Raw genomic sequence first — 20,586 nt, 5'->3', positions numbered from 1 at the left:
TGCCCGCGAAGAACGGTAATGCGCTGTGGTCGACACACCGCAGCGGCTGGTTCGCCGGCAAGCCTGGCTCCTACAGCTGTAGGGTGTCAGGCCATGGCTTCGGCCGGCGATACGATGCTGGTTTTACCGCCACGCGAACGCCCGGAGCTCAGGTAGGCGGCAATCGATTCCTGGGTCACCTCACCGAGAAACACCTGCTCGGCATCGAGCACCGGCAACCACGACCGATTGAACTCGTACATCCGCGACAGCAGGATGCGCAGGTGCTCGTCGTGGGACGCCGTGGCATTGAAGGTGCGCAGGAAATCGCTGCAGCTGCCTTGCTGGCGATGCAGGTCGCGCCTACGCACATAGCCCATGGCCTTGTTCTGCCCGTCGGTGACCACTACGTAGCGGCGGTCATGCTCATCCATCAGTTCCAGGGCATCGTTGACTGGCGTCTCCGGGCTGACGGACGGCGCGTTGTCGGCGGCGTCTTCGGCGCGTACCAGCAGCAGGCGTTTGAGCGTGCTGTCCTGGCCGACAAAGTTGCTGACGAAGTCATCGGCCGGGTGCGCCAGCAGGGTGTCGGGATGGTCGATCTGGATCAGTTTGCCGGCTCGGAAAATGGCAATCTTGTCCCCGAGTTTGATCGCCTCGTCGATGTCATGGCTGACCATGATCACCGTCTTGTTCAGCGCCCGTTGCATCTCGAAGAACTCGTTCTGGATCATCTCGCGGTTGATCGGGTCGACGGCCCCGAACGGCTCGTCCATCAGCAGCAATGGTGCGTCGGCGGCCAGCGCGCGAATCACTCCGATACGCTGTTGCTGGCCACCGGACAGCTCGCGCGGGTAGCGTTGCAGGTACTGCTTGGGTTCGAGCTTGATCATGCTCATCAGCTCGCGGGCGCGTTCGTGGCACTTCTGTTTGTCCCAGCCGAGCAGGCGCGGGACCACGGTGATGTTTTCTTCGATGGTCATGTTGGGGAACAGGCCGATCTGCTGGATCACATAGCCGATGCGCCGGCGCAGGCTGACTTCGTCGAGGCCGCTGGTGTCTTCGCCGTTGATCAGCACCTTGCCGGAAGTCGGCGCGATCAGGCGATTGATCATTTTCAGCGTGGTGCTCTTGCCGCAACCGGACGGGCCGAGGAACACGCAGATTTCGCCTTCATTGACGGTCAGGCTGACAGCGTCGACGGCTTTGACATCTTTGCCGTTGGCGTGAAAGGTCTTGCTCAGGTTCTGAAGTTCGATCATTTGCGCAGTCCTTCTGGAGTCAGGGCACGTTGCAGGGTCTGCAGCAGCAGGTCGGCGAAGATCGCCAGCAGGCTCACCAGCACAGCGCCGACCAGCAGCATCGACATGTCGCTGCGGCTGATGGAGGTCAGGATGAGGACGCCCAGGCCACCGGCGCCAATGGTGGCGGCGATGGTCATGACGCCAATGTTCATTACTACGGCGGTACGGACACCGGCGAGAATCACCGGTACGGCGATAGGCAGTTCGACCATGCGCAGGCGTTGGCCGAACGTCATGCCGATACCGCGTGCCGCTTCACGGATCCCGGGTTCGACGTTGGTCAGTGCCAGGTAGGTATTTCGCAGGATCGGCAGCAGGGAATAAAGGAACACGGCGGTGATCGCCGGCAGTGGTCCCAGGCCCTGGCCGAATTTGGAGTAGAACGGCAGCAGCAGGCCGAACAGGGCGATCGAGGGGATGGTCAGCAGTACCGTGGCACAGGCCTGCAAGGGGCCGGCCAAAGACGGGAAGCGGGTCATCAGGATGCCCAGCGGTACGCCGAACAGAATCGCCAGGCTGACGGCGATGCCGACCAGGGTGATGTGCTGCCAGGTCAGGTGCAGGACCTGGGCCCAATCCAGGTGAGCGAAGGTATCGAGCATGGTCATGGCTGCTCCTGTGCAGGTGGATGCTGGCGCAGGTACTCGGCCGCTACCTTGCCCGGACTATGGTGCTCGACGTCGACCTTGGCGTTGAGTTCGCGCATGGTCTGGTCATCCAGTTGCTCGGCCAGTGGCTTGAGCAGGGTGGCCAGTTGCGGGTGGGCGTCGAGGATTTCCTTGCGCACCACGGGGGCGGCGGTGTAGTCGGGGAAGTAGTGTTTGTCGTCTTCGAGCAGTTTCAGATCGAAGGCGCTCAGGCGCCCGTCGGTGGTGTAGACCAGGCCGCTGAACACCTGGCCGTTGCGCAGTGCGGTGTAGACCAGACCGGCATCCATCTGGCGAATGTTGCGACGGGTCAGTTGCAGGTCATAGGTTTCGGTCAGCCCCACCAGCCCGTCGGGACGGTTGGCGAACTCGGTATCGAGGGCGACCACGTGGTTGCGGTCCTTTTCCTCGCGTAACACCTGATTCAACTCACTGATGTTGTTCACCTGCGGATACTGCTCGGCGATCTTGCGCGGCAAGGCCAGGGCGTAGGTGTTGCTGAATTTCGACGGTGCTAGCCAGATCAGGTCTTTTTTGGCATCCAGTTCCTTGACCTTGGCGTAGGTGGCCGCGGCACTGGGCATGCGCTCCTCGATGTGGTTGTAGGAAACCAGCGACACACCGGTGTATTCCCAGACCATGTCCAGCTGACCGGTTTCGTGGGCGCTGCGTGCCAGGTTGCTGCCCAGGCCGCCGGTGATGCGTACATCGAAGCCGTTCTGGTTGAGGTAGCGGGCAGTGATTTCGGCCAGCACCGTTTGCTCGGTGAAGACCCTTGCGCCGAGGCGAATCACGGGTTTTGTCGCAGCCTGGGCAAATCCGGAGAACAGCAGGGCCGCGCCCAGTAACAAGGCGATTCTTTTCATTGGAGTTCCTTCGCTTAGTGGGCCAGGCCGCGTTCAAGCCAACGGCGACTGCCGTGCGCCACCAGGGCGTCCAGCAAGAGGGCGAGCAAGGCGGTGCAGGCGGCGCCGAGCAGCAGTTGCGGCTGATTGTTCAGGGCAATGCCGGGGAAAATCAGGCTGCCCAGGCTGTTGGCGCCGATCAGGAACGACAGCGGGGCGGTGCCGACGTTGATCGCCAGGGCGACGCGCACGCCACCGATGATGATCGGCACGGCATTGGGCAACTCGACACGCCAGAGGCGTTGACGGGGCGTCATGCCGATACCGGTGGCGGCTTCTTTTAGCGAGGCGGGAACGTTTTTCAGGCCCTCGTAGGTGTTGCGCACGATGGGCAGGAGGGAGGCGAGGAACAGCGCGAAGATCGCGGGACCTGCGCCGATGCCGAGGAAGCTCAGGGCAATGGCCAGAACGGCCAGGGGCGGAATGGTATTGCCAATATTGAAAAACTGCATGAATCGTTCGGCGCGGTCGACCCGGTGTGGTCGACTCAAGGCAATCCCAGCGGGTATGCCCACGGCTAACGCCGCCACCATCGACAGCACCACCAACAACAGGTGGGCTTGCAGGTAGAACCACAGATCGGCGCGGTAGTGCGCGATCGTATCAATGCCAATCCAGTGGATCAGCAGGGCCAGGATGACGAGCACAAAGGCACATCCCATCAGCCCCTTGCCATAGCTTTTAGCCACAGGCGGACTCCTTTTGTTGTCGGCGAACACACTCCCGTGGCGGCCGCCATTCCAGGCGGCAGGCAGTGTGATCGCGATCAGCAGCGTGTTGTCCGAAGCGGAGCAGAACACGCCATAAGCGAGGCCTCGTCAGGCTCGTGTTGCCGGTGAATCTCACCCTGACGAACGGTTTTTACCGCATGCAAATCAGGGGAGTGGACGCCTCCACAGCCGTAAAGGTTCCCATCTGAAGCGGCATTTGGCCAGCGCTGTGTTTTTTCAAACGCTCGGTTTCCTTCTGCCATTTTCCACTGCAGCCCTTTGAGGCATGGGGCTGGCGGGAGTTCGACGAACGGTTTGTTCAACGTGGAAATAATCAAAAATGTTGATGAAATACGGGGGGATGACTGCGAACTGTCATTCGTTGCCTGCGTTGCTCGTCCAACGCGGTGATTTGGGTCCGCTGCAGGTTTCGGGTATAATCTGCGCCCTTTTTTTGAATCCCTTGCCAGGCGATTTCCCATGACCAACCAGGCCGCCGAAGTCGCGAAACGCCGCACCTTCGCTATTATTTCCCACCCCGATGCGGGTAAGACCACCATCACCGAGAAGCTGTTGCTGATGGGCAAGGCGATTGCCGTTGCCGGTACGGTGAAATCGCGAAAGTCCGACCGCCATGCCACCTCCGACTGGATGGAAATGGAGAAGCAACGTGGTATCTCCATCACCACCTCGGTGATGCAGTTCCCGTACCGCGAGCACATGATCAACCTGCTCGACACCCCGGGTCACGAAGACTTCTCCGAAGATACCTACCGCACCCTGACTGCGGTCGACTCGGCACTGATGGTGCTCGACGGCGGTAAAGGGGTCGAGCCACGGACCATCGCCCTGATGGATGTCTGCCGCCTGCGTGATACGCCGATCGTCAGCTTCATCAACAAACTCGACCGTGATATCCGCGACCCGATCGAACTGCTCGACGAAATCGAAGCGGTCCTGAAGATCAAGGCGGCACCGATCACCTGGCCGATCGGTTGCTACCGCGATTTCAAAGGGGTGTACCACCTGGCAGGCGACTACATCATCGTGTACACCCCTGGCCACGGCCATGAGCGTACCGAGGTGAAAATCATCGAGAAGCTTGATTCCGACGAAGCCCGCGCGCACCTGGGTGACGAGTACGAGCGTTTCCTCGAGCAGCTGGAACTGGTGCAGGGTGCCTGCCATGAGTTCGACCAGGATGAATTCATCAATGGTCAGCTGACGCCAGTATTCTTCGGTACCGCGCTGGGTAACTTCGGTGTCGACCATGTACTCGACGCCGTGGTCGACTGGGCGCCACGCCCGCTGCCCCGCGTTGCCCACGAGCGTACGGTCGAGCCGGTCGAAGAGAAGTTCAGCGGTTTCGTGTTCAAGATCCAGGCAAACATGGACCCCAAGCACCGCGACCGTATTGCGTTCATGCGGATCTGCTCGGGCAAGTACGAGAAGGGCATGAAGATGCGCCACGTGCGCACCGGCAAAGACCTGCGCATCGGTGATGCACTGACCTTCTTCTCCTCCGAGCGCGAGCAACTGGAAGAAGCCTTCGCCGGCGACATCATCGGCCTGCACAACCACGGCACCATCCAGATCGGCGATACCTTCACCGAAGGCGAGGCCCTGGGCTTTACCGGTATTCCGCACTTCGCCCCGGAACTGTTCCGTCGCGTACGCCTGAAAGATCCGCTCAAGTCCAAGCAACTGCGTCAGGGCCTGCAGCAGCTCGCTGAAGAGGGCGCGACCCAGGTGTTCTTCCCTGAGCGCAGCAACGACATCATCCTCGGCGCCGTGGGTGTGCTGCAGTTTGACGTGGTCGCCAGCCGCCTGAAGGAAGAGTACAAGGTCGAGTGCGCCTACGAGCCAATCACCGTGTGGTCGGCGCGCTGGATCAGCTGCGATGACAAGAAGAAGCTTGAGGAATTCAAGAACAAGGCTGTGGAAAACCTGGCCATCGACGGCGGTGGTCACCTGACCTACCTGGCGCCGACCCGGGTCAACCTGGCACTGATGGAAGAGCGCTGGCCGGATGTGAAGTTCCGCGCTACTCGCGAGCATCATTGATCTGAACACCGGGGCCGCAAAGCGGCCCCGGTACGATCAATTCCCCGCTTTGATGCTGGTCCAGATCCGCGTACGAATGCGGTCGATCTTGGCCGGCATTGCCTCCAGTGCGTACAGCTTGCCGAGCATGTCGTCGCTCGGGTAGATCATGGTGTTCGCCTTCAACGCCGGGTCCACCAGGGTATCGGCCTTGAGGTTGCCGTTGGCGTACTGCACGTAGTCACTGATGTTCGCCATCACTTCAGGCTGCAGCAGGTAGTTCATGTAGGCATAGCCGGCTTTCTCGTCCGGTGCATCTGCCGGCATGGCGACCATGTCGAACCACATCGGCGCCCCCTCTTTGGGGATCGAGTACCCGACCTTCACGCCGTTCTTCGCTTCTTCGGCACGGTTCTTCGCTTGCAGCACATCCCCTGAAAAGCCTACTACGACACAGATATCGCCATTGGCCAGGTCACCGGTGTACTTGGACGAGTGGAAGTAGCTGATGTACGGGCGCACCTTCATCAGCAGCTCCTTGGCCTTGTCGTAGTCCTTCGGGTCCTGGCTGTGGTGCGGCAGGCCCAGGTAATTCAGGGCGATGGGCAGCAGCTCCGGACCATTGTCCAGTACGGCGACGCCGCAGCTCTTGAGCTTGCTGATGTACTCGGGTTTGAAGATCAGGTCCCAGGAGTCGACCGGAGCATTGTCGCCCAGCACGGCCTTGACCTTGTCGATGTTGTAGCCGATGCCGGTACTACCCCACAGGTAGGGGAAGCCGTACTGGTTACCCGGGTCGTTGACCTCGAGGGCTTTGAGCAGCGCCGGGTTGAGGTTCTTCCAGTTCGGCAGCTGGCTCTTGTCGAGCTTTTTCAGGGCCTTGCCCTGGATCTGGCGAGCCATGAAGTGGTTGGACGGGAACACCACGTCATAGCCGGAATTGCCGGTCATCAGCTTGCCGTCGAGGGTTTCGTTGCTGTCGAACACGTCGTAAGTCGGGACGATGCCGCTGGCTTGCTGGAAGTTTTTCAGGGTGTCGGGGGCGATGTAGCTGGACCAGTTGTAGATTTTTACCGAGTCGGCCGCCTGGGCAACGGATGCAGCCAGCAACAGCGGGGCGATGAACAATGGGCGCATGTCTGAGTTCCTTGCTTTGTCTGTTTTTATCGAAGGAGGCAGGCGATCAAATGATCAGAAAATCAGTACGTAGGTTTTGCGCACGGTTTCCTTGATGTCCCAGACTCCGATGCTGTTAGCCGGCAGCAGGATGGCGTCGCCGGCTTCGATGGTCATTGGCTCGCCACCATCGGGGGTGAAGGTGCAGCGGCCTTTGATGAAGTGACAGAACTCCTGCTGGACGATCTGCCGGCGCCAGCGCCCGGGGGTGCATTCCCAGATGCCGGTTTCAACCCCGTCGCTGCGCTCGACGGCGGTTACCGAGGCAATCGACACCGGCTCGCCGAGGGGGACGGCAACCGGATTCGACTCTTGCAGCTCGACAGTGTCAGTGTTCTTGAACTGGGTAATGCTCATACCGGTGGATCCTGTGCAGGGGGAACGAAAAGTCAGCGCATGAAACCTTCCATGAAGTCCGCCACGCCACTGGCCAGGCGTCGGCGCCACGGGGCGCTGGCCGGGTCGGCGAGGGTCTGGTCTTCATGGACGAAACTTTTGATAATCGCGTTGTAACCCAGCCAGCGGCAGGGTTCCGGCTCCCAGCCCGCGAGGCTGGACAACGTGCTGTCGGGGTGTACCCAGGGCTGCTCGGTCAGTTCGCTGCGCCGCTCGAGGATCAGATCGGCCAGCGTGCGTCCGCCTAGGTGACTGGCACCGACCCCTTCGCCGCCGTAGCCGCCAGCCAGGGCGATGCCCTGCTTGCGGTCACACAGCATGTGCGGCTGAAAGCGTCGGGCCATGCCTAGGTTGCCACCCCAGGCATGGGTGATGGCCACGTTCTTGAGCTGCGGAAAAAGCTCGCCGAACAGGTAGCGACGAAGCTCGATTTCACTTTCGGTGAGGTCAAAGTTCTCGCGCAGACGACCGGCAAAGCGGTACCCGCCGCGGGCCCCGAACACCAGGCGGTTGTCGGCACTGCGCTGGCCATAGGTGACCTGGCGGCTGTTCTCGCTGAAGGCTTGTCCCTGGTTCAGGCCGATCTTTTCCCAGACCTGTTCAGGCAGCGGCTCGGTGGCAACCAGCAGGCTTTGTACCGGCATCTGGTAGCGCCCCAGCGGTGGCAGGCTGACCGAGTAGCCTTCGACGGCAGGCACTAGCCACTGGCATTTGATCCGGGCGTGGGCGGTGCGTACTTCGCCCGCCTGCCAATCCAGCACCGGGCTGTTTTCGTACAGGCGCACCCCCAGGCGTTCCACGGCACGGGCCAGGCCACGGACCAGTTTCGCCGGCTGGATCGTGGCGACATTGGGGTTGAAGATCGCGCCGTAGGGCTTGCTGATCCTCAGTTGCGTGGCCAGTTGTTCAGGGCTCAGCCAGCGGTAGTCCGCTTCGTTCAGGCCCTGTTTGTAGAGTTTGTTCAGGTAGCTGCGCAGCGTGCGCTCCTGTTCCGGGTAGCGTGCCGCGCAATACAGCACACCGCCTTTGCGGTAATCGCAGTCGATGCCTTCGGTTTGCAGCACACCGTGCACGGTATCGGGAATGCCGTGCAGCAGGTCGTACGCCGCACGACGCTGTTCGGCGGAGCGGGTGGCGAGCAGGCGGTCTTCACCCAGCAGGTTGCCCATCAACCAGCCACCGTTGCGCCCGGAAGCGCCGAAACCTGCAAATTGGGCTTCGACGATGGCGATGTTCAGCTGCGGCGACTGCTGCTTGAGGTAGTACGCGGTCCACAGCCCGGTATACCCCGCGCCGATGATGCACACATCCACGTCCAGGTCCTGGGTCAGGGCCGGGCGGGTGGTCAGCTGTTCATCGAGCTGGTCCATCCAGAGGCTGATTTTGCGCCATGCCTGCATTGTGTTCGGCTCCACATCCGTTACGGTCTGTGGCGATCCTAGAAGCTGGCGGGGGGCGTTGTCTTAGCTGCGTGCACGCAAAGAATTCTGTTTGACCCAGGCCTTGGGCGTGAGCCCGGTGTGCTGGCGAAAGCACTTGTAGAAGGCCGATAACGAGTTGAAGCCTGCGGCAAAGGCACGGTCGTCGATCTTGCTGTTGGCCGGTGCCTGTTCCAGGCCATTGAGCAGGTGATGCAGGCGTGCCTGGTTGACGTAGCGGTAGAAGCTCTGGCCGAGCACCTGGTTGAGCAGATAGGAGATCTGGTTGCGGCTGTAACCGCTCTCCCGGGCGACCCGTTGCAAGTCCAGTTCCGGGTCGAGGTAGGGCTGCTGGCGCTGGAAGTACTGCTCTAGATCCTGGGCCATGGCACTCAGTTGCCGGGGCGACAGGCCCAGGCGGCTCATCGTCGGGCGTGTATCGCCCTGGCCTGCCTCCGGGCTGGCTTCGCGCACCAGCGAGGCGTATTCGTTGACCCGCCAGATCAATCCGTCGCGCACGGTAATCGCTTCGCTGGACTGGAAGGCCACCAGCCCTTCGCCACCGCGCAGGGTGACCTGGTACTGGATGAAGGCCGTGCAGCCATCGACGCGGATACGGTCGCTGTGAACGATGTCTTCATCGGCTTCACGGGGCATGCTGACGCGCACGTACTCACGCAGTTCGGCAAAGTGCATCACGCGGTTGAGGAAGAAGTCGTTGTACTGGATATCCGGGTGATACAAGGCCATCACCCCGTCCAGATCACGATGCTTCCAGCACAGGTGGTAGCGCAGCACTGTTTCAGCGGTGATCGGGGTCTGTTCAGGACCGTCCGGGAGTGTAGTCAGGGTCATGGGCAGATAGTGACGGGGCCGAGGGTATGAAACAAGTGCAGCCGCTGTTGGGGAGAAATGCCAGCGCGCATTGCATAAGCCCTGAGTCCGGATCGGTCATTCGGGTGTTTTGCATGATCGTGCAAATACCTTGCAACCTAAACAGTTGATTTATCGGGTGATATTTTTTGACACATTTGGCACAGCGTCTGCATCGCTTAAAGGGTAAGCAAACAGGACCTGAAAGAGGAAAACGTCATGCGCTCTCTGTTGCTCTGGATGATCGGCATCCCTATTCCAATCATTATCCTGATCGCGATCTTCATGCATTGATCGAATGCCAATGGACCCAATAAAACGCCGGCCTCAATGAGGACGGCGTTTTTGTTGGGGGTATTGTTCAGTGCCAGTTGTTTACAAGAACTGCTCCGCGTAGTGACACGCAACCTGCCGCGTCCCCACGGGTCTGAACGCTGGCTCTTCCGAGGCGCAACGCTCGGTGGCATAAGGGCAGCGCTTGTGAAAGGCGCAACCTGGCGGTGGGTCCAGCGGGTTAGGCAGTTCGCCAGCGATCTTGATCTTCGGTTTCAGCGGGTCCGGGTGAATGGTTGGTGTCGCCGACAGCAGGGCCTGGGTATAGGGGTGCAACGGCTTGCTGTAGATGTCGTCCTTTGGCCCCATTTCTGCCGGCCGGCCGAGGTACATCACCAACACGTCGTCGGCCACGTGGCGAACAACGGCCAGGTTGTGCGAGATGAATACGTAAGCGGTATTGAACTCTTGCTGCAGGTCCATGAACAGGTTGAGCACCTGGGCCTGGATCGATACGTCGAGTGCCGAGGTCGGTTCATCGGCGACCAGTACCTTGGGCTGCAACATCATCGCCCGGGCCAGGGCAATACGCTGGCGCTGACCACCGGAGAACATGTGCGGATAACGCTGATAGTGCTCCGGTCGCAGGCCGACCTGCTGCATCATCGCCTGGACCTTTTCACGGCGTTCAGCCTTTGACAGGTCGGTATTGATCAGCAGCGGTTCAGCCAGTTGGTCGCCGATCTTCTGCCGCGGGTTCAGCGAGGCGTAAGGGCTCTGAAAGACCATCTGCACGTCTTTGCGCAGCTGCTTGCGTTCAGCCTTGTTGGCCCCGGCCACTTCCTGGCCGGCAATTTTCAGCGAGCCGGAAGAAGGTTCTTCGATCAGGGTCAGGGCCCGGGCCAGGGTCGACTTGCCACAGCCGGACTCGCCGACTACTGCCAGGGTCTTGCCGGCTTCGAGCTCAAACGATACGCCGTTGAGTGCACGAACCAGGGCATGGCCTTTGAACAGGCCACGGGAGACTTCGTAGTGACGGGTCAGTTCACGGGCGGTAAGGACGACGGTCATTACGCCACCTCCTGGTTCAGCGGGTAGAAACAACGCACCAGGCTATGGACCTGGGGATCGAGGGGCGGGCGCTGCTGCCGGCAATGGTCCTGCACATAGGGGCAGCGCGGCGACAGCAGACAGCCCTGCGGACGGTCGTAGCGACCGGGGACGATGCCGGGCAGTGTCGCCAGGCGCTCAGCGCCTTCGCTGTGTTCGGGAATAGCGGCCAGCAGGGCCTCGCTGTAAGGGTGTGCGGGCACATCGAACAGCTCGGGTACCTGGCCGATTTCCACGGCCTGGCCGGCATACATCACGCAGACCCGTCTGGCGGTTTCGGCGACCACCGCCAGGTCGTGGGTAATCAGGATCAGGGCCATGTTCTGCTCTTTTTGCAGGTTGAGCAGCAGTTCCATGATCTGCGCCTGGATGGTCACATCCAGGGCCGTGGTCGGTTCATCGGCAATCAGCAGCTTGGGTTCGCCGGCGATAGCCATGGCAATTGCCACCCGCTGGCTCATGCCGCCAGAGAGTTGATGCGGGTAAGCGTCCAGGCGGCTTTCCGGAGCGGGGATCTCGACCTTGCGAAGCAGCTCCAGGGCGCGCTGGCGCGCGGCCTTGCCACGCAGGCCAAGGTGTTGGCGCAACACCTCTTCGATCTGGAAGCCCACGGTGTAGCTGGGGTTGAGGGCTGTCATCGGATCCTGGAAGACCATCGCCATATCCTTGCCGACCACACGGCGGCGCTGACGGCCGCTGAGCTTGAGCATGTTATGGCCATCGAAGGTCAGGGCGTCGGCGCTGATCCGGCCGGGGGCATCGATCAGGCCCATCAGCGCCATCATGGTCACCGACTTGCCGGAACCGGACTCACCGACAATGGCCAGCACCTCACCTTCACTCACCGACAGGTCCAGACCATCGACCACCGGCACCGCATTGGCATCGCCGAAGCGCACGTTCAGATTCTTGATTTGCAGAAGTGACATGGCGATCTCCTCAGGCGGCATTCTTGAGTTTCGGGTCCAGCGCATCGCGCAGTCCGTCACCCATCAGGTTGATTGCCAGCACGCTGAGCAAAATGGTCAGGCCAGGCAGGCTCACTACCCACCAGGCGCGCTCGATGTAGTCGCGGGCCGAAGCCAGCATGGTGCCCCACTCGGGGGTTGGCGGTTGTACGCCAAGGCCGAGGAAGCCCAGGGCTGCGGCATCGAGAATCGCCGAGGAGAAACTCAGGGTGGCCTGCACGATCAGTGGCGCCATGCAGTTGGGCAGCACCGTGACGAACATCAGCCGCGGCAGGCTGGCGCCAGCCAGGCGTGCGGCGGTGACGTAATCGCGGTTCAGTTCACCCATCACCGCTGCGCGGGTCAGACGCACGTAGGACGGTAGCGATACCACGGCAATCGCGATCACCGTATTCATCAGGCCTGGGCCGAGAATGGCGACGATGGCCACGGCCAGCAGCAGTGAGGGCAGGGCCAGCATCACGTCCATCAGGCGCATGATCGACGGCCCGAGGATGCGTGGGAAGAACCCGGCCAACAGGCCGAGGAAGATGCCCGGGATCAACGAGATCACCACCGACGACAGGCCGATCAGCAGCGACAGGCGCGAGCCCTGGATCAACCGCGAAAGCAGGTCGCGGCCGAGTTCGTCGGTACCAAGGATGAATTGCCAGTTGCCGCCTTCCAGCCATACCGGCGGGGTCAGCAAGAAGTCACGGTATTGCTCGCTCGGGTTGTGCGGCGCCACCCAGGGCGCGAACAGCGCGCAGAACACGATCAGGCTCATGAACATCAGCCCGGCGACCGCGCCCTTGTTATGCGAAAACGCCTGCCAGAACTCTTTGTACGGCGACGGGTACAGCAGGCTTTGGTCAACAGCGGTGGCCGGTGTCGACACAGGTTTTGCCAGTGGGGTTGTCATGTCTGGGCCCTCAGCGCTGATGACGGATGCGTGGGTTGGCCAGGCCGTAGAGGATGTCTACGACGAAGTTGACCAGGATCACCAGACAGGCAATCAAAAGGATGCCGTTCTGGACCACGGGGTAGTCACGGGCGCCGATGGCTTCGATCAGCCATTTGCCAATGCCCGGCCAGGAAAAAATGGTCTCGGTCAGCACCGCACCGGCCAGCAAGGTCCCGACCTGCAGGCCAAACACGGTGAGCACCGGGATCAGCGCGTTGCGCAGGCCATGCACGAACACCACCCGCGCCGGCGACAAGCCTTTGGCCCGGGCAGTACGGATGTAGTCTTCTCGCAGCACTTCGAGCATCGAGGAACGGGTCATGCGCGCGATCACCGCCAGCGGAATGGTGCCAAGCACGATGGCGGGCAGAATCAGGTGCATGACGGCGTCCTTGAAGGCGCCTTCTTCATCACTGAGCAGGGTGTCTATGAGCATGAAACCGGTTTTCGGCTCAATGTCGTAGAGCAGGTCGATGCGTCCGGACACCGGGGTCCAGCCCAGGCTCACCGAAAAGAACATGATCAGGATCAGGCCCCACCAGAAGATCGGCATCGAGTAGCCGGCCAGCGAGATTCCCATGACGCCGTGATCGAACAGCGAGCCGCGCTTGAGGGCGGCGATCACCCCTGCCAGCAAACCGATCACCCCGGCGAAGAACAAGGCGGCGATCGCCAGTTCGAGGGTGGCCGGAAACAGGGTCAGGAACTCGTTCCAGACACTTTCACGGGTACGCAGGGATTCACCGAGGTCACCCTGGGCCAGCTTGCCAATGTAATCCAGGTACTGTTCCGGCAGGGGCTTGTTCAACCCCAGGCGCTCCATGGCCTGAGCGTGCATTTCGGGGTCGACCCGGCGTTCGCCCATCATCACTTCCACCGGGTCTCCCGGTATCAGGCGGATGAGGGCGAACGTCAACAAGGTGATGCCGAAAAAGGTCGGGATCAGCAGTCCCAGGCGCCGGGCAATAAAACTAAACATCTTCTGGTGTACCTCATCAGCCGGTCAGGCATGTCCGTCGGCCCGGGTAAGGGCCTGACGGTCGTTCTTGTTCTACTTCACCCGGGTGGTGGCGAAGTTGTTATTGGTGAGGGGGTTGATGTGATACCCCTCCACGTTGCTACGCATGGCAGTGAACATCTTCGGATGCGCCATGCTGATCCACGGTTGGTCTTCATCGTACACCGCCAGCGCCTTTACATAGAGCGCTGCACGCTCATCCGTGGCGGTCACCGTGCGGGCCTTGTCGATCAACGCCTGGAATGCCGGATTGCACCAGCGAGCATAGTTCTCCCCGCTTTTCACTGCATCGCAGCTAAGCAGCGGGGTCAGGAAGTTGTCCGGATCGCCGTTGTCGCCAGCCCAGCCACTGGACACCAGATCGTGCTCACCCTTTTTGGCGCGGCGTAGCATTTCGGCCCATTCCATCACGCGGATATCGACTTTGATGCCGATTCTGGCCAGGTCGGCCTGAAGCATCTGTGCGCTCAACTGCGGGTTGGGGTTGGTCGGGCCACCGCCATTGCGGGTGAACAGGGTCAGCACGGTGCCCTCGGGAACACCGGCCTGCTTGAGCAGGGCACGGGCCTGGTCGAGGTCGCGCGGCGGGTTGTGGTTGGCGGTGTTATAGCCGATCAGGGTCGGCGGGTAAGGATTGATGCCAACCAGCGCATTGCCCTTGCCGAACAACTGGTCGACGTGGGTCTGGCGATCGAAGGCCATGTTGATGGCTTTGCGCACGCGCACGTCGCTCAAGTATTTGTGCTCGGTGTTGATGGCGATGTAACCGGTGACCAGCGCCTCCATTTCGGCGACTTTCAACCTGGGGTCGGCCTTGATGCCGGGTACGTCGTCCGGTTTGGGGTAGAGCGCCACCTGGCACTCGTTGGCCTTGAGCTTTTGCAGGCGCACATTGTTGTCGCTGGCGATGGCGAATACCAGTGCGTCGGCCGGTGGCTTGCCGCGGAAGTAGTCGGGGTTGGGCTTGTAGCGAACCTGGGCATCCTTGACGTAGCGCTGGAAAATGAACGGGCCGGTACCGATAGGCTTGCTGTTGAGGTCGGCGGTCTTGTTGGCCTTGAGCAACTGGTCGCCGTACTCGGCGGAGTAGATCGAGGTGAAGGCCATGGCCAGGTCAGGCAGGAACGGCGCATCCGGGCGGGTGAGGGTGAATACCACGGTGTGATCGTCGGTTTTCTCGACGCTCTTGAGCAAATCCTTGAACCCCATGCTCTCGAAATAGGGAAAGCCGATGCTGGTCTTGTTGTGCCATGGATGGTGCGGGTCCAGCTGGCGCCGGAAGCTCCAGAGTACATCGTCGGCATTCATCTCGCGGGTCGGTGTGAAGTAGTCGGTGGAGTGGAATTTCACCCCGGTGCGCAGATGGAAAGTGTAGGTCAGGCCGTCATCGCTGATTTCCCAGCGCTCGGCCAGGGCGGGCTGGATCTCGGTGGTGCCGGGCTTGAAGTCGACCAGGCGGTTGAACACAGTTTCTGCCGAGGCGTCGGCGGTTACCGCCGTGGTGTACTGGACGATATCGAAGCCTTCCGGGCTGGCCTCGGTACAGACCACCAGCGGCTTGGGTGCAAGGCCCGCTGCAGCGCTCAAGAGGATGGCTGCGAGGGCAGCCTGTAGCGGTAGCAATGTCATGAAACCTCCCTGCGATCCATTAAGCCAGCGTAGCCGCCCCGACCGATTCGGTGAACCGGCGGGGCGCACGATGCTTAAAGGATGTTGAATGGAATGGTGGTTACGATGCGCAGCTCATCCAGGCTGCCGTCTGCCTGGTTCTTGCTGGCCCGGTGGGCGGTGTAGGTCGCGCGCACCGTGGTGTCCTTGAGGTGGCCGCTTTGCACCGCGTAGCTGGTGCCGATACCCCACTCGTAGTGGTTCTCCCCGTCAAGGTTCTTCACGTCATAGCCGCTACCGTTGTAGTGGGTGCCATCGATCCCCCAGCCGCGGGCGTTGTAGAGGTTGAACTTGAGGCCTGGTACGCCGTACTGGGCCATGTTCAGCACGTAGCCGATCTGCACCGACTTTTCGTTGGGGCCGTTGAAGTCCGAGAGCAGGGAGTTGGCCAGGTAGATCGCGTTGGTGTCGTGCAGGTAGTCGAAGTACTCGTTACCGTTCACCTGCTGATAAGCGAAGGTCAGGCTGTGGGCCTGATGCGTCAGGCCCAGCGACAGGCTGTAGGTATCATTGTCGATCTCGCCGAGCTTGCTTTTGCCCTCATCGCGGGTTTTGTAGTAGTTCAGGCCGGTGGTCAGGCTCAGCACCGCGCTGTCGCCCAGTTCGTGGGTGGCGCCGAGATAGTACTGGTTCCACAAGTCTTCGACATTGGACACGTAGAGGCTGGTTCTCAGGCTCTTCAGCGGCTGGTAATTCGCCCCGGCGATGTTGACGTGGTCGGCTTCGAAGGCCCGATCACCGTACTCGGCAACAAACTTGCTGGTTCCCTGTTCAGTACGGGTGGAGAGTCGGTCGAAGGTACCCAGGTCAAACGACAGGTTGTCGAACTCGGCGCTGTGAAGGCTCACGCCTTCAAAGCTCGAGGGCAGCGCGCGGTTGCCGATGAAGGCGATCACCGGGGTGTCGATGGACTGGCGGCCGGCGGTGAGGGTGGTGTTGGAAAACCGTGCCTTGACGTTGGCCAGGCCGAGCTTGCTCCACTGGCCGATGACATCGCCATCGCTGTGGGTCAGGGTACGGTTGTTCGGTCCGGCGACGGCGGCGCGGCCCTGTTCCAGGGCAATGGCGTTGTAGGCCGCCACTTCGGTGGCAATGCCGACTGTGCCTTGGGTAAAGCCGGAGCTGTAGTTGAGGATGGTGCCTTGCACCCAGTTGTCGCGGCTGTGGCTGTCATGGCGGCTGCCGTCGCTTTTGTAGTACTTGAACAGCGGTGCGCGGGTGGCACGTTCACGGGCGTACCAGTTGCGTGTCGAGCCGCCCAGCTGCTGGCCTTCGATAAAACCCGGGGAGTCGGCCTGGGCACTGCTGCCCTTGACGCTGAGGGGGATGAATTCCTGGCTCACGGCGTCGGCCTGGGCAAGGCTGGACAGCCCGGTGATGGACAGGGCCAGTACTGCGGTTGTGGTTCGTCTCAAGGTGAAGCTCCCTTTCTTGTTGTTATCGCCTGGCCTCGTGAGCTGGGCGCATTTCGCGTGGGCACTTGGGTTGCAAACGTTTGCCATGGGGCAATGGGTGATATTCGGGCTGCACGGGGTCGCGGGAGTGGCGTGCACTCCCCTGAACCGTGCAGGGGTTACTCGAGGCTCACGCCAGAAAAGATGTTTCGCCCGAAGGGGCTTACCTTGAAGTCCTCGACCTTGGCACTGAGCGGCTGGTTGACCGTCGAGTGGGCGATCGGGGTGATTGGCACCTGCTGCTTGAGGCGTTGCTGGGCCTGTTGATACAGCACTGTTCGCTGCTGGCGGTCAGTGACGGTCTTGGCTTGTTTGACCAGTGCGTCGTATTGCGGATCGCACCACATGGAGTAGTTATTGCTGCCGATGGCGTCACAGCTGTACAGCGTACCCAGCCAGTTGTCGGGGTCGCCATTGTCGCCGGTCCAGCCGATCAGGCTGATGTCGTGCTCGCCATTCTTGGTGCGTTTGAGGTACTCGCCCCATTCGTAGCTGACGATCCTGACCTTCAAACCCACCTTGCTCCAGTCCGCCTGAAGCATTTCGGCCATCAACTTGGCGTTGGGGTTGTAGGGGCGTTGCACGGGCATGGCCCACAGGGTCACTTCGGTGCCTTCCTTGACCCCGGCGGCCTTGAGCAGCGCACGGGCCTCGTCCGGGTTGTAGTCGGCATCCTTGATGCTGTGATCGTAGGACCACTGCGTCGGTGGCATGCTGCCGACCGCCAGCTGACCGGCGTGCTGGTACACCGCCTGGACGATGGCGGTCTTGTTGACGGCCATGTCCAGGGCCTGGCGCACCTGAAGCTGGTCGAAGGGCGGGTGCTGAACGTTGTAGGCGATATAGCCGAGGTTGAACCCGGGCTTTTCGATGACCTGCAGTGCCGGATCGCGTTTGAGCGCATCGAGGTCGGCAGGGCGCGGGTTGAGCGTAACCTGGCATTCGTTGCGGCGCAGTTTCTGGATACGCACCGACGGATCGGTGTTGATCGAGAAGATCAGCTGTTCGAGTTTCACCTGTTCCGGGGCCCAGTAGTGCTTGTTCGCCCGATAACGAATCTGGGAATCCTTCTGATAGCGCTGAAACACGAATGGTCCGGTGCCGATCGGTTGATGGTTGATGTCGCTGGGACTGCCGGACTGCATCAGTTGCGCGGCGTATTCGGCGGACAGGATAGAGGCGAAACTCATGGCCAGGTTCTGCACGAATGCCGCATCAACACTGTTGAGGTGGAAGACCACGGTCATGGCTGCAGCTTTCTCCACCCGGGCAATGTTCTTGTCCAGGCTCATGCTGACAAAGTACGGAAAATCCGTGGGGTAGGCCTTGCGAAACGGGTGCTCGCGATCAAGCATGCGGTTGAAGGTAAACAGCACATCGTCGGCATTGAAGTCGCGGCTGGGGGTGAACGTCCTGTTGCCATGAAACTTAACCCCTTCGCGCAAGTGGAAGGTGTAGGTCAGGCCGTCGGGAGATACCTCCCAGGTTTTCGCCAGCGCAGGTTGAACGGCTGTGGCACCACGTTCGAACTCGACCAGGCGGTTGTAGATCGGTTCGGCGGCATCGTTGTCAGTGGAACTGGTGTATTGGGCAGTATCGAAGCCGCCAGGGCTGCCTTCGGAGCAGAACACCAGGTTTTTGGCCAGTGCCGGGAAGGCCTGGGTGAGCAGGCCAAGGCCCAGTAATGTTGCGATCAATGGCGGGTAGCGCATGAAGATCCCTTCTATCTTGTTGTTTTTTTGCGGTCCATGGCGCACAGCGCACTGCTTCGCAACCTGGCCGGCCAGTACGACGTTAGAGGCGTCGAAGCCACGCAGCTAGGTACGAATTCGCAGTGAATTGTGGGAAAGGTCTTATAGCTGCTGCGATTTTTCTATTTCGAAGCGCGCAACTGACCCGGCGGGCTACCGTCCGGCAGCCCTGTCGTCGTGCTCGACAGGGCTGCGAGCAGCCGCTACTTGGACACGCTTACGCCATAGAAGGAGTTCAGGCCGAACGGGCTGATCTTGTAGTCCTGTACGGTGTTGCGCATAGGTTGATACACCGTCGAGTGGGCGATCGGGGTAATCGGTACCTGCGTTTTGAGGTACTGCTGGGCTTGCTTGTACAGTTCGGTACGCTTGGCCTGATCGGAGGTGGCCTTGGCCTGTTTGATCAGCTTGTCGTACGCAGGGTCGCACCACTTGGAGAAGTTGTTGCCATTGATTGCGTCGCAGCCGTACAAGGTGCCGAGCCAGTTGTCCGGGTCACCGTTGTCACCGCTCCAGCCGATCAGCATGGCGCCGTTTTCTCCCCCTTTGGAGCGCTTGATGTACTCGCCCCATTCATAACTGACGATCTTGGCGTTGATGCCGATTTTCTTCCAGTCGGACTGGAGCATTTCGGCCATCAGCTTGGCGTTGGGGTTGTACGGGCGCTGCACCGGCATGGCCCACAGGGTGATCTCGGTGCCTTCCTTGACCCCGGCCTCCTTGAGCAGTTGTTTGGCTTTTTCCGGATCGAAGGGCGCGTCCTTGATGGTCGTGTCATAGGACCATTGGGTTGGAGGCATGGCATTGACCGCCAGCTGGCCGGCGCCCTGGTACACCGACTTGATGATTTCGGCCTTGTTCACCGCCATGTCCAGGGCCTCGCGGACCTTGAGTTGGGACATGGGGTTGGGTTGGTCGCTGCCCTTGATCTTGTCCATCACGTTGTAGGCGATGTAGCCGAGGTTGAAACCGGCCTGGTCGGGCATCTTCAGATTCGGGTCGGCCTTGAGCGGCTCGATGTCGGCCGGGCGTGGGAAGAGGGTGACCTGGCATTCGTTCTTTTTCAGCTTCTGCATGCGCACCGAGGCGTCGGTGGTGATGGCGAAGATCAGGTTGTCGATCTTCACGTCCTCGGGCTGCCAGTATTCCTTGTTTCCCTTGAAGCGGATCTGCGCGTCTTTCTGGTACTTGCTGAACACGAACGGGCCGGTGCCGATCGGCTTCTGGTTGATGTCGGCAGGCTTGCCCTCTTTAAGCAACTGCGCGGCGTATTCGGCCGACTGGATCGAGGCGAAACTCATGGCCATGTTCTGGATGAATGCGGCATCGACCTCTTTCAGGGTGAACTTGACCGTGTGATCGTCGATCTTCTCCACCTTGGTGATGTTCTTGTCCATGCCCATGTCGGTGAAGTACGGGAACTCGGTCGGGTAGGCCTTGCGGAACGGCATGTCCTTGTCGAGCATCCGATTGAAGGTAAACAGCACGTCGTCGGCGTTGAATTCACGCGTCGGCTTGAAGTAGTCGGTGGTATGGAACTTGACCCCTTCACGCAGGTGGAACGTGTAGGTCAGGCCATCGTCGGAAATGTCCCAGCTGGTCGCCAGGCCCGGGATGACTGCGGTACCGCCACGCTCAAACTGACTCAGGCGGTTGAAGACTGTCTCGGCTGAGGCATCGAAGTCGGTTCCGGTGGTGTACTGGCCCGGGTCGAAACCGGCCGGGCTGCCTTCGGAGCAGAACACCAGGTTAGCCGCTGCGAGGGCTGAAGGAGCACTGGCGAGCAAGCCTGCGCCGACCAGAAACGGAATGACTGCGTGTTTGAGCATGGTGGCCTCATTGTTGTCATTTTTGATGTGAGGTGGCCTCGTGAGCCGTCCTGCGGATACTTATGCAGGCCTCGTACCCAATGCAACACTCAGTGCGGAATGTGGCGCAAAAGCGTGGGAC

The 20,586-nt window shown here is 60.8% G+C and carries 17 protein-coding genes; 1 reads left to right on the top strand and 16 read right to left on the bottom strand.

Features of this window, described 5'->3' with window-relative positions:
* Window positions 1–86: 86 nt before the first annotated feature.
* The 4 genes from DM813_RS06725 to DM813_RS06710 are packed head-to-tail and all read right to left on the bottom strand — an operon-like array spanning window position 87 to window position 3,524.
* Entirely contained in the window at window positions 87–1,241 is a 1,155-nt protein-coding gene (locus DM813_RS06725) for an osmoprotectant ABC transporter ATP-binding protein OsmV (RefSeq protein ID WP_128322628.1), read from the bottom strand.
* Window positions 1,238–1,891, bottom strand: a complete 654-nt coding sequence (locus DM813_RS06720; protein WP_128322627.1) for an ABC transporter permease — start codon at window positions 1,889–1,891, stop codon at window positions 1,238–1,240. The genes DM813_RS06725 and DM813_RS06720 overlap by 4 nt, the downstream gene beginning before the upstream one ends.
* Complete coding sequence (locus DM813_RS06715) at window positions 1,888–2,796, bottom strand: glycine betaine ABC transporter substrate-binding protein (RefSeq protein WP_128322626.1); 909 nt, start codon at window positions 2,794–2,796, stop codon at window positions 1,888–1,890. Before DM813_RS06715 ends, DM813_RS06720 begins: the two co-directional genes overlap by 4 nt.
* Window positions 2,797–2,810: 14 nt before the next feature.
* A complete protein-coding gene (locus DM813_RS06710; protein WP_128322625.1) occupies window positions 2,811–3,524 on the bottom strand; it encodes an ABC transporter permease in 714 nt (237 codons plus the stop codon).
* Window positions 3,525–4,025: 501 nt separating this feature from the next.
* On the opposite strand from DM813_RS06710, the gene DM813_RS06705 reads away from it, so the two are divergent.
* Entirely contained in the window at window positions 4,026–5,609 is a 1,584-nt protein-coding gene (locus tag DM813_RS06705; RefSeq protein WP_128322624.1) for a peptide chain release factor 3, read from the top strand.
* 36 nt (window positions 5,610–5,645) lie between these two features.
* Here DM813_RS06705 and DM813_RS06700 read toward each other — a convergent pair whose 3' ends face one another.
* From DM813_RS06700 to DM813_RS06645, 12 genes are all read right to left on the bottom strand, one after another.
* Window positions 5,646–6,725 (bottom strand): polyamine ABC transporter substrate-binding protein, encoded by a 1,080-nt coding sequence (locus DM813_RS06700; RefSeq protein ID WP_128322623.1) that lies wholly within the window; start codon window positions 6,723–6,725, stop codon window positions 5,646–5,648.
* Window positions 6,726–6,779: 54 nt separating this feature from the next.
* Entirely contained in the window at window positions 6,780–7,121 is a 342-nt protein-coding gene (locus DM813_RS06695; RefSeq protein ID WP_128322622.1) for a cupin domain-containing protein, read from the bottom strand.
* Between the two features lie 32 nt (window positions 7,122–7,153).
* Window positions 7,154–8,560 (bottom strand): NAD(P)/FAD-dependent oxidoreductase, encoded by a 1,407-nt coding sequence (locus tag DM813_RS06690; RefSeq protein ID WP_128322621.1) that lies wholly within the window; start codon window positions 8,558–8,560, stop codon window positions 7,154–7,156.
* 63 nt (window positions 8,561–8,623) lie between these two features.
* Window positions 8,624–9,433 carry an AraC family transcriptional regulator gene (locus DM813_RS06685; protein WP_128322620.1) on the bottom strand — a complete coding sequence of 270 codons (810 nt, stop codon included), beginning with the start codon at window positions 9,431–9,433 and terminating at the stop codon, window positions 8,624–8,626.
* A gap of 393 nt (window positions 9,434–9,826) precedes the next feature.
* The gene (locus DM813_RS06680; RefSeq protein WP_128322619.1) at window positions 9,827–10,795 is read right to left on the bottom strand and encodes a peptide ABC transporter ATP-binding protein; all 969 of its coding nucleotides are present in this window, start codon (window positions 10,793–10,795) and stop codon (window positions 9,827–9,829) included.
* On the bottom strand, window positions 10,795–11,763 hold the full coding sequence (locus tag DM813_RS06675; RefSeq protein ID WP_128322618.1) for an ABC transporter ATP-binding protein: 969 nt from the start codon (window positions 11,761–11,763) through the stop codon (window positions 10,795–10,797). The genes DM813_RS06680 and DM813_RS06675 overlap by 1 nt, the downstream gene beginning before the upstream one ends.
* Window positions 11,764–11,773: 10 nt before the next feature.
* Complete coding sequence (locus tag DM813_RS06670; protein ID WP_128322617.1) at window positions 11,774–12,703, bottom strand: ABC transporter permease subunit; 930 nt, start codon at window positions 12,701–12,703, stop codon at window positions 11,774–11,776.
* Between the two features lie 10 nt (window positions 12,704–12,713).
* A complete protein-coding gene (locus DM813_RS06665) occupies window positions 12,714–13,724 on the bottom strand; it encodes an ABC transporter permease subunit (RefSeq protein ID WP_128322616.1) in 1,011 nt (336 codons plus the stop codon).
* A 72-nt stretch (window positions 13,725–13,796) separates the two neighbouring features.
* Window positions 13,797–15,392 (bottom strand): ABC transporter substrate-binding protein, encoded by a 1,596-nt coding sequence (locus tag DM813_RS06660; RefSeq protein WP_128322615.1) that lies wholly within the window; start codon window positions 15,390–15,392, stop codon window positions 13,797–13,799.
* 74 nt (window positions 15,393–15,466) lie between these two features.
* Window positions 15,467–16,846 (bottom strand): OprD family porin, encoded by a 1,380-nt coding sequence (locus tag DM813_RS06655; protein ID WP_241653141.1) that lies wholly within the window; start codon window positions 16,844–16,846, stop codon window positions 15,467–15,469.
* Between the two features lie 158 nt (window positions 16,847–17,004).
* Window positions 17,005–18,597, bottom strand: a complete 1,593-nt coding sequence (locus tag DM813_RS06650; protein WP_128322613.1) for an ABC transporter substrate-binding protein — start codon at window positions 18,595–18,597, stop codon at window positions 17,005–17,007.
* Between the two features lie 242 nt (window positions 18,598–18,839).
* Entirely contained in the window at window positions 18,840–20,465 is a 1,626-nt protein-coding gene (locus tag DM813_RS06645) for an ABC transporter substrate-binding protein (RefSeq protein ID WP_128322612.1), read from the bottom strand.
* Window positions 20,466–20,586 lie beyond the last annotated feature (121 nt).

This window comes from Pseudomonas alkylphenolica, assembly GCF_004025535.1.
In the GTDB taxonomy this organism is placed as follows: domain Bacteria; phylum Pseudomonadota; class Gammaproteobacteria; order Pseudomonadales; family Pseudomonadaceae; genus Aquipseudomonas; species Aquipseudomonas alkylphenolica_A.
Note: the sequence above shows the minus strand (reverse complement) of the source record. Positions and strands in the feature narration are given on the sequence as shown.

Bases quoted from the DNA above. Each gene is read 5' to 3' on its own strand.
- DM813_RS06690 (WP_128322621.1), bottom strand. From the start codon at position 8,560: ATGCAGGCATGGCGCAAAATCAGCCTCTGGATGGACCAGCTCGATGAA.
- DM813_RS06660 (WP_128322615.1), bottom strand. From the start codon at position 15,392: ATGACATTGCTACCGCTACAGGCTGCCCTCGCAGCCATCCTCTTGAGC.
- DM813_RS06695 (WP_128322622.1), bottom strand. From the start codon at position 7,121: ATGAGCATTACCCAGTTCAAGAACACTGACACTGTCGAGCTGCAAGAG.
- DM813_RS06705 (WP_128322624.1), top strand. From the start codon at position 4,026: ATGACCAACCAGGCCGCCGAAGTCGCGAAACGCCGCACCTTCGCTATT.
- DM813_RS06645 (WP_128322612.1), bottom strand. From the start codon at position 20,465: ATGCTCAAACACGCAGTCATTCCGTTTCTGGTCGGCGCAGGCTTGCTC.
- DM813_RS06700 (WP_128322623.1), bottom strand. From the start codon at position 6,725: ATGCGCCCATTGTTCATCGCCCCGCTGTTGCTGGCTGCATCCGTTGCC.
- DM813_RS06680 (WP_128322619.1), bottom strand. From the start codon at position 10,795: ATGACCGTCGTCCTTACCGCCCGTGAACTGACCCGTCACTACGAAGTC.
- DM813_RS06720 (WP_128322627.1), bottom strand. From the start codon at position 1,891: ATGACCATGCTCGATACCTTCGCTCACCTGGATTGGGCCCAGGTCCTG.
- DM813_RS06675 (WP_128322618.1), bottom strand. From the start codon at position 11,763: ATGTCACTTCTGCAAATCAAGAATCTGAACGTGCGCTTCGGCGATGCC.
- DM813_RS06725 (WP_128322628.1), bottom strand. From the start codon at position 1,241: ATGATCGAACTTCAGAACCTGAGCAAGACCTTTCACGCCAACGGCAAA.
- DM813_RS06715 (WP_128322626.1), bottom strand. From the start codon at position 2,796: ATGAAAAGAATCGCCTTGTTACTGGGCGCGGCCCTGCTGTTCTCCGGA.
- DM813_RS06665 (WP_128322616.1), bottom strand. From the start codon at position 13,724: ATGTTTAGTTTTATTGCCCGGCGCCTGGGACTGCTGATCCCGACCTTT.
- DM813_RS06685 (WP_128322620.1), bottom strand. From the start codon at position 9,433: ATGACCCTGACTACACTCCCGGACGGTCCTGAACAGACCCCGATCACC.
- DM813_RS06650 (WP_128322613.1), bottom strand. From the start codon at position 18,597: ATGCGCTACCCGCCATTGATCGCAACATTACTGGGCCTTGGCCTGCTC.
- DM813_RS06670 (WP_128322617.1), bottom strand. From the start codon at position 12,703: ATGACAACCCCACTGGCAAAACCTGTGTCGACACCGGCCACCGCTGTT.